General features: G+C 73.5%; 8 protein-coding genes. 6 read left to right on the top strand and 2 right to left on the bottom strand.

The features are described from left to right. Positions 1–1151, bottom strand: a 1151-nt coding sequence (galK, locus tag C1I95_RS13665; RefSeq protein WP_111214194.1) for a galactokinase, incomplete at its 3' end; no start/stop codon positions are given. Beyond that, entirely contained in the window at positions 1148–2131 is a 984-nt protein-coding gene (galE, locus tag C1I95_RS13660; protein ID WP_111214193.1) for a UDP-glucose 4-epimerase GalE, read from the bottom strand. The genes galK and galE, both read right to left, overlap by 4 nt. 168 nt (positions 2132–2299) lie before the next feature. Between galE and C1I95_RS13655 the strand changes: the two genes are divergently transcribed. The 6 genes from C1I95_RS13655 to C1I95_RS13630 all read left to right on the top strand — a co-directional run bounded on the left by C1I95_RS13655 (position 2300) and on the right by C1I95_RS13630 (position 6850). Continuing rightward, positions 2300–3298, top strand: a complete 999-nt coding sequence (locus tag C1I95_RS13655) for a hemolysin family protein (RefSeq protein ID WP_111214192.1) — start codon at positions 2300–2302, stop codon at positions 3296–3298. A gap of 33 nt (positions 3299–3331) precedes the next feature. Then, entirely contained in the window at positions 3332–4357 is a 1026-nt protein-coding gene (trpS, locus tag C1I95_RS13650; RefSeq protein ID WP_111214191.1) for a tryptophan--tRNA ligase, read from the top strand. Between the two features lie 20 nt (positions 4358–4377). Beyond that, entirely contained in the window at positions 4378–4962 is a 585-nt protein-coding gene (locus tag C1I95_RS13645) for a 2'-5' RNA ligase family protein (protein WP_199523737.1), read from the top strand. A gap of 60 nt (positions 4963–5022) precedes the next feature. Then, on the top strand, positions 5023–5952 hold the full coding sequence (locus C1I95_RS13640) for a YihY/virulence factor BrkB family protein (protein ID WP_111214190.1): 930 nt from the start codon (positions 5023–5025) through the stop codon (positions 5950–5952). 25 nt (positions 5953–5977) lie between these two features. After that, positions 5978–6346, top strand: coding sequence for a GntR family transcriptional regulator (locus C1I95_RS13635; protein WP_111214189.1), 369 nt, complete (start codon positions 5978–5980; stop codon positions 6344–6346). A gap of 66 nt (positions 6347–6412) precedes the next feature. Further along, positions 6413–6850, top strand: coding sequence for a hypothetical protein (locus tag C1I95_RS13630; RefSeq protein WP_111214188.1), 438 nt, complete (start codon positions 6413–6415; stop codon positions 6848–6850). Positions 6851–6876: the final 26 nt, after the last annotated feature.

Raw genomic sequence — 6876 nt, 5'->3', positions numbered from 1 at the left:
CCGGGGGCCGGCGTGGCGGTGCTGAGGCCGGGGGCGGTGAAGCGGCGTTCGGCGTACGCGGCCATGACGGCGGTGGCCACCCGGTCGGCCTGGTCGGCCTGCACCAGGGCCAGTACGCAGCCACCGAAGCCGCCGCCGGTCATCCGGGCGCCGAGCGCACCGGCGGCGAGCGCGGCATCGACGGCGGTGTCCACCTCCGGCACGGTGATGGCGAAGTCGTCGCGCATGGAGGCGTGCGAGGCGGTGAGCAGCGGCCCGATCTGGCCGGCCTGTCCGGCGCGCAGCAGCTCGACGGTGTCCAGCACCCGCTGGTTCTCGGTGACCACGTGCCGCACCCGGCGGCGGATGTCGTCGTCGGGCAGTCGGGCCAGCGCGTCGTCGAGGTCGGCGGCCGGCACGTCGCGCAGCGCGGGTACGCCGAGCAGGGCCGCGGCCTTCTCGCAGGAGGCGCGGCGGGCCGCGTACTCCCCGTCGACGTGCCGGTGCGGGGCGCGGCTGTCGATCACCAGCACGACGAGGCCAGCGGGGTCCAGGTCGAACGGGATGTGCTCGACTCGCTCGGTGCGGCAGTCGAGGAAGAGGGCGTGCCCGGCCCGGCAGCGGATCGCCGCCGACTGGTCCATGATTCCGGTCGGCGCGCCGACGTAGTGGTTCTCGGCGCGCTGGGCCAGCCGGGGCTGGTGCTCGGTGGGCAGGTCCAGCCCGCCGAGGTCGACCAGCGCGGTGAGTACGGCGGCCTCCAGCGCGGCGGAGGAGGACAGCCCGGCGCCGAGCGGCACGTCGGAGGCGATGGCCAGCTGGGCCCCGGGCACCGCGTGGCCCGCCTCGCGCAGCGCCCACACCACCCCGGCCACGTACGCGGCCCAGCCGGTGACCCGGCCGGGGGCGGCCACCTCGTCGGCCCCGAAGGCGACCGTCTCGCCGGTCAGTTCGGACCAGACGGTCCAGCGGTCGCCCGACTGGGGCGCGGCGGCGGCGACGGTGCGCTGCGGCAGCGCGAACGGCAGCACGAACCCGTCGTTGTAGTCGGTGTGCTCGCCGATCAGGTTGACCCGGCCGGGAGCCGCCCAGCGGCCGGCAGGCGGCTCACCGTACACCGTCTGGAAGCCGGCGGCGGCCCGGCCGGCGACTTCGCGGTGCGGGTCGGTCACCGCCGGTCCAGCACGTGCGTGCGGTAGAAGGCCCAGGCGTCGGCGACCATGTCGTGCAGGGTCGGCTTGCGCGGCTCCCAGCCCAGTTCGGCGCGGGCCAGCGCGGAGGAGGCGACCAGTTCGGCAGGATCGCCTTCGCGGCGGGGCGCCACCTCGACCGGCACCGGGTGGCCGGTGACCTCGCGGACCACCTCGACCACCTGCCGGTTGGTGAAGCCGTTGCCGTTGCCGAGGTTGTAGATGCGGTGCTGCCCGGCGGTGGCCGCGTCGAGCGCGAGCAGGTGGGCGCGGGCCAGGTCGGCGACGTGGATGTAGTCGCGGACGCAGGTGCCGTCGGCGGTGGGGTAGTCGTCGCCGAAGAGTTGCAGCTTCTCCCGTCGCTCGGCGGCCACCTCGAGCGCGATCGGGATGAGGTGGGTCTCCGGATCGTGCCGTTCGCCGAGCGCGACGTCGCCGGCGAGGTACGCCCCGGCGACGTTGAAGTAGCGCAGCGAGACGGCGGCCAGACTGTGCCCGATCGCCTCGGAGGTGAGGGCCATGTCGACGGCGAGCTTGGTGGCCCCGTACGTGTTGGTCGGGGCCTTGACGGCGGTCTCCGGGATGGGCAGCTCGGTCGGGTTGCCGTAGACGGCGGCGGTGGAGGAGAAGACCAGGCGCGGTACGCCGGCTGCGCGGACCGCGTCGATCAGCGCCAGCGAGCCGACGGTGTTGTTGTGCCAGTACCGCTCCGGGGCGACCATCGACTCGCCGGCGGCGATCAGCGCGGCGAAGTGCAGCACGCCGTCGAAGCCGGCTTGCGGGGTGAGTACCCGGGCCGCGTCGTGGATGCCGGCCTCGACGTGGGTGGCGTCGGGGGCGAGCGCCTCCCGGTGGCCGGTCCGCAGGTCGTCCAGGACGACCACCTCGTGACCGGCGTCGAGCAGCATCCGGGTCACCACGCTGCCGATGAAGCCGGCGCCGCCGGTGACGAGCAGTTTCACGTCGGTCTCCTCCTGCCTGGCCCGTCAGGTCGTGGCCTCGTGGTGATCACCCTACGGTGGCCGGCTGTGCCTGCGCTTGCCGACGACCCGACCATTCCACCACGAACACTCATTTATGAACAGAGTCGAACACGGGCGGGGCGCGCGCCGCTGACTACCATCACTGTCATGCGGGCAGCGCGGCGGCGCGGACCCAGGCGGCGAGGGGCGCAAGGGCCTCGCCGTCAGCCGGGGCCGGTGTCCCGTGCCGTCGCCCGGGTGGTGGTCCGGGCGGCCGACGGCGCCCTGCGGCTCGTCACCGATCTGCTCGGCGCGGGCCCGGCCGCCGGCCGGGAGCGGATCAGCGAGGCGGAGCTGCGCGACCTGGTCGCCGCGAACACGGTGCTGGACCCCGTCGGCCGCCGCATCATCGACGAGGTGCTGGTGGCCGGGGCCAGCCTGGTCCGCGAGGTGATGATGCCCCGCACCGAGGTGGTCTTCCTCTCCGCCGGGCTGACCATCGCCGAGGCGGAACCACTGGTCCGGGCCGGCACGCACACCCGCTACCCGGTGGTCGACGGCACCCACGACGACGTGGTCGGCGTGGTGCACCTGCGCGACGTGCTGCTGGGCCCGGACCGCGATCCGGACACCACGGTCGGTCAGCTGAGCCGCGAGGTGAAGCGCCTGCCGGCCAGCAAGCGGGTGCTCGCCGCGCTGACCGAGATGCGGCGGGAGGGGCACCACCTGGCGGTGGTGGTCGACGAGTACGGCGGCACCGCCGGGATCGTCACCTGCGAGGACCTGATCGAGGAGCTGGTCGGGGAGATCCACGACGAGTACGCGGACGGACCCGGGCCGGCGCTCGTCGGGCTTCCGTCGGTGGTGGACGGCCGGCTCAACCTCGCCGATTTCGCCGAGCGCACCGGGGTGTCGCTGCCCGGCGGCCCGTACGAGACGGTGGGTGGGTTCGTGATGGCCGCGCTGGGACGGTTGCCCGCGCCGGGCGACGAGGTCCCGGTTCCCGCCGAGCCGTCCGGGGCACCGGGTGCTGGTTGGCTGCTGCGGGTGCTGACCCTGGAGGGGCGGCGGGTGGCCCGGCTCGCGGTCACCGCCGCCCGACTGCCCGACCAGCGGCGTGCCGCCACCGCCGCCGTCGACCCGGCGCGACCTGCCAGCCCGTCATGACGTACGCCGGGTGTTGCTGACAGAATTGCCGGCATGTCCGACGTACCCGCCCGCCCGCGCGTCTTCTCCGGCATCCAGCCGACGGCCGACTCGTTCCACCTCGGCAACTACCTCGGCGCGGTACGGCACTGGGTGGCGTTGCAGCAGTCGCACGACGCCTTCTACTGCGTGGTCGACCTGCACGCCATCACCGCCGGGCACGACCCGAAGGTGCTGCACCAGCGGTCCCGGGTGGCCGCGGCGCAACTGCTCGCGGTCGGGCTGGACCCGGAGCGCTGCACCCTGTTCGTGCAGTCGCAGGTGCCCGAGCACGCTCAGCTGGCCTGGGTGCTGGGCTGCATCACCGGGTTCGGCGAGGCCAGCCGGATGACCCAGTTCAAGGACAAGTCGCAGAAGCAGGGCAACGAGCGCGCCAGCGTGGGGCTGTTCACCTACCCGATCCTGCAGGCCGCCGACATCCTGCTCTACCAGGCCAACGCGGTGCCGGTCGGCGAGGACCAGCGCCAGCACCTGGAACTTTCCCGCGACCTGGCCCAGCGGTTCAACTCGCTGTTCGGGCCGACCTTCACCGTGCCCGCCCCGCACATCGTCAAGGACACCGCGAAGATCACCGACCTGCAGGACCCGACGGCCAAGATGTCCAAGTCGTCCTCGTCGCCGGCCGGCATCGTCGACCTGCTGGAGGATCCGGCGCGTTCGGCCAAGAAGATCCGTTCGGCGGTCACCGACACCGGCCGGGAGATCGTCTTCGACGCGGAGACCAAGCCCGGCATCACCAACCTGCTCACCATCTACTCCGCACTGAGCGGGCGCGGCATCGACGACCTGGTCGCCGCGTACGACGGCAAGGGCTACGGCGACCTGAAGAAGGATCTCGCCGAGGTGGTCCGGGAGTTCGTCGCGCCGATCCAGGAGCGCACCCGCTCGTACCTCGACGACCCGGCTCAGCTGGACAAGCTCCTCGCCGCCGGCGCGGAGAAGGCACGCGCGGTGGCGGCGCCGACGCTGCGCGCCGCGTACGAGCGGGTGGGCTTCTTCCCGCCGGTGCGCGGCGAGTAACCGTCTCGCGAGCGCGGACGGTGGGGCAGGAGTCGGTGGTCGAAGGAGTGGCGCGGAGCGTGGATCACGGGAACGGGGCGCCGGCGACCGGCGACACCGTCCAGATCGGCATCGCGGTGGACATCCCCGAGCCGTGGGGCAGCGCGCTGACCCGACGCCGGCTGGCGGCCGGTGACCCGAACACGGTGCCGGCCCACGTCACCCTGCTCGGGCCGACCGAGATTCCGGTGGCCGCGCTGTCCCTGGTGGAGCGGCACCTCACCCGGGTCGCCGCCGCGCACCTGCCGTTCACCCTGCACCTGCGGGGCACCGGCACGTTCCGGCCGGTGACCCAGGTGGTCTTCGTCGCGGTGGCCGCCGGGATCAGCGAGTGCGAGCTGCTGGCCGCCGCGATCAACGCCGCCCCCCAGCTGCACCGGGAGCTGCGCTTTCCCTACCATCCACACGTGACGGTGGCCCAGGACGTCGCGCCGGAGGCGCTCGACAAGGCGTACGAGGACCTGGCCGACTTCTCCGCGATGTTCGAGGTGGAGAGCTTCACGCTCTTCTCGCACAGCGGGCAGACGCGGTGGCAGCCGCGCCGGGAATTCCGACTGGGCGGCTGACCCGCCCGGCGGCCCGCCCGGTAACGGGCGTGGTGACGAGGGATCGGCGAGGATGACGACGTGAACCTACTGGGTCGGGTCGAGGCGGGCATCGACCGCCGGCTGGGTGCCGCGCGTCGCCGTTCCCCGGCCTTCGGTCACGTGTGGCGGGCCGGGGTGCTCTACTCGGACCGCCAGGGTGGCCGGCTGGCCGCCGCGATCGCCTACTACGGGTTCTTCGCGGTCTTCGCCCTCGCCCTGGTCGCGTACGCGATCTTCGGCGCGATCCTGGAGGACAACGACGAGGTCAGCGCGGCGGCGGCGAACTTCCTCCGGGAGAACCTGCCGTTCCTCGACCCGGCGCAGGTCGCCGAGAGCAGCGGCACGGTCGGGGTGGTCGGCCTGGTCATCCTGGCCCTGACCGGGATCGGCTGGGTGGACGCCATCCGGTCCTCGCAGCGGATGATCCACGGCCTGGACCAGCACCCGGGCAACCTGGTCGTACGCCGGCTGGTCGACCTCGGTGTGCTGCTCGTGGTCTTCGTGCTGCTCGGCATCTCGGTGGCGGCGGTGGACACCCTGGAGTCGCTGCTGCGCTTCCTGCTGCGCAGCACCGGCTCGGTCACCCTGACCACGGTCAGCGCCGTGCTCAGCGTGCTGGTCAACGCGGTGCTCGCCACGCTGTTGCTGGTCGCGGTGCCCCGGCTGCGGATGAGTCGGGCCCGGCTGCGGCCGGTGGTGCTGCTCGTCGCGATCGGCATCACCCTGCTCAACACCGTCGGCCGGTTCTGGGTGGTGCGGGTCGAGCACAATCCGGCGTACACGGTGGTGGCGACCGCTGTCGGCCTGCTGGTCTATCTCTACCTGCTCAACCAGTTGCTGCTCTTCGGCGCGGCGCTGGCCGCGACCAGCCGGCGGGGGCGGGTGGTGGACCTGGCGGGCCGGCGCCAGTCCGCCGACGTGAACGTGGACGTGGACACCGGTCCGGGCACCCCCGGCGGGGCCGGTTGAGCGACTGTCGGAACGGAGGGACGGGATGTTGATCTCGGTCGACCCGGATTCGCCGGTGCCGCCGTACGAGCAGGTGCGTGGGCAACTCGCCGAGCAGGTGGGTGACGGCCGGCTGCCGGTCGGCACCCGGCTGCCCACCGTCCGGCGGCTCGCCGCCGAGCTGGACCTGGCCGTGAACACGGTGGCCCGGGCGTACCGGGAGTTGGAGGCGGCCGGGCTGCTGGAGACCCGGGGACGGCACGGCACGTTCGTGGCACCCGGGCGGGACGACGCGGTGGACCGGTTGCAGCGGTTGGCCGCCGGGTACGCCGAACGCGCGGCCCAGCTCGGCGTGCCGCCGGCGGCGGCACTGGACCTGGTCCGGGCCGCCCTCGACGCCGCCCGCCACGGCTGACCCGAGCATCGGCCCCGTTCCGCCGAACCCGCCCCGGCCTCGCCGGGCACCGACGATGATGGGCGCGTGGGGGCACTCGTGACGTTGGACCTGCCGAGCGACTCGCCGATGCTCGACCTGCCGTGGATCATCACCTTCGGTCCGCTCGGCGACGCCGACGAGTGGGAGCCGGTGGTCTGCGGCCCGTACGAGCGCCCGCACGCGTTGGCGCTGGCCGAGGCGCTGGTCGCCGACGAGCAGCTGATGGCGGTGGTGGAGCCGCTGGTGCCGGCGGTCTCGGTGGAGCAGATCCGCGGTGAGATCGCCGCCGCACAGCTCGCCGCCGAGGACGAGGCGGTCCGGGTGGACCAGGCCGACCTGTACGGCGATTTCGAGGACACCATCGACGAGGAGGAGTTGGAGGCGGCCGAACGGGAGCGCCGGACCGGCCCGCTGCCGGCGCCGGACGAGGCCGAACTGCGCGCCGGGTTCGCCCGGATCGCGACCCAGCTCACCGCCGACTGACGCCCCGACGGCCACCGGTGCCCGGG

The sequence above is a fragment of the Micromonospora craterilacus genome (genome assembly GCF_003236315.1).
Taxonomy (GTDB): domain Bacteria; phylum Actinomycetota; class Actinomycetes; order Mycobacteriales; family Micromonosporaceae; genus Micromonospora; species Micromonospora craterilacus.
This window is presented reverse-complemented; position numbering and strand designations above follow the sequence as displayed.

Bases quoted from the DNA above. Each gene is read 5' to 3' on its own strand.
- C1I95_RS13655 (WP_111214192.1), top strand. From the start codon at position 2,300: ATGCGGGCAGCGCGGCGGCGCGGACCCAGGCGGCGAGGGGCGCAAGGG.
- trpS (WP_111214191.1), top strand. From the start codon at position 3,332: ATGTCCGACGTACCCGCCCGCCCGCGCGTCTTCTCCGGCATCCAGCCG.
- C1I95_RS13635 (WP_111214189.1), top strand. From the start codon at position 5,978: ATGTTGATCTCGGTCGACCCGGATTCGCCGGTGCCGCCGTACGAGCAG.